The 1,286-nt window shown below is 46.6% G+C and carries 2 protein-coding genes; both read right to left on the bottom strand.

Annotated elements, in window-relative coordinates; translation table 11 throughout:
• Window positions 1-152: 152 nt before the first annotated feature.
• Window positions 153-503, bottom strand: a complete 351-nt coding sequence (locus BMX80_RS17530) for a hypothetical protein (RefSeq protein WP_074870815.1) — start codon at window positions 501-503, stop codon at window positions 153-155.
• A 425-nt stretch (window positions 504-928) separates the two neighbouring features.
• Window positions 929-1,183 (bottom strand): hypothetical protein, encoded by a 255-nt coding sequence (locus BMX80_RS17780; RefSeq protein ID WP_139214230.1) that lies wholly within the window; start codon window positions 1,181-1,183, stop codon window positions 929-931.
• Window positions 1,184-1,286 lie beyond the last annotated feature (103 nt).

Here is a 1,286-nt window from a genome sequence, read left to right as displayed (position 1 = left end):
CAAATCGGGAACCTGAAAAGGCTTGTTCCGTTGTGCGCAGGGCGCTTCAAACCAAATAAAACCCGCACGCCGCCTAACGTTTGGTTAAGGGGCGGCCAAAAGCGTAGCTTTTGGACGTCCCAGTGAGCGAAGCGAACGACTTGAACCATTTGTTAGGCCTCTCCGGAAAATTTTTGGGTTACTAGTACCGTAGGGCGAAGCCTTAGCCAAATACTCTCACGATCTGAAATTAATATTTCCAACGTTTCAATACGTGGGTCTTGAAGGTAGCGAACGTCCTTAACGGAGGTAGCTACAAAACTATAAAACTCGGTGTCGTTGTGGTGAATGGTTAACGATAGGTCTTTGTAAGCTGGGTAGATTCCAAACGCTATGTCATATGCGCCGAGTGAGACACGATAGGAGAAATCGTTATACGGCCAAGGAATATCGTGGCTTGCCCGTTCCGGCTCAACCTCGAAGAAGCTAAGAAGCTCATGTTCTTCGGCACTGATGTAGTTCATGGAAAGCCTAACGTTTGAGCTAAGGGGCAGGCACAGGCGGCGCATATAATGCGAAGCATGCGCCGACTGGGACTGTCCAGCGACCAACGGGAGCGACCTTGAGCGATTTGTTAGGGTGCAATTCCATGTTCGCCTTTGCAACTCCTGCGGATTAAGACCCAGTAGCCTACTGGACATCCCAAAGGCCATACCCATATGAAGAGGAAACACCACAAAGTTTTTTTGACAGTGCTGACATGGAGCCTTGAAACACGAAAAATGGCATATGCCAATGAAAAAAACAAGCCTAGAAATGATGCGATGCAACCTGTGATGGCAATTGGATTTTGAATTATTGGTTCAATAAACCAAAGAGGAAACGTTGCCAGAGTTACCAACGGCCAATGGAAAACAACAATGTCCATATTCTTGGTATTCATTGAGCCTTACTTTCCTGAGCAACTTTCAAATGCCGGCGAACCATCTTTATACCAAAAATATTCGATGCACTCAGGTTTACCTGCCACTTCCCTAGCACCAACATCTCTAGCGTTGAGTATTTCAGAAATTGACAAAATCCCCGAACCATCTTGGTCGATAACCCTCAGAGGTAATGGAGAATAATATATTTGAGAACCGCATAACCATAGAGCCGCGATACACAAAGCCATTACGGAAATAATTGCAATGCGATGCTTCATCATTTGCACCCTAACGATAAGCTAACGGGCAGGCAAAAGCGCAGCTTTTGACTGTCCAGCGAGTGAAACGAGCGGCGTTGAGCGCATTGTTAGGATGGCTCGT

Origin of the sequence: Atopomonas hussainii (assembly GCF_900109735.1) — a bacterium.
GTDB classification, from domain to species: domain Bacteria; phylum Pseudomonadota; class Gammaproteobacteria; order Pseudomonadales; family Pseudomonadaceae; genus Atopomonas; species Atopomonas hussainii.
The sequence above is the reverse complement of the archived record's forward strand: the minus strand, read 5'-3'. Positions and strand labels throughout refer to the sequence as shown.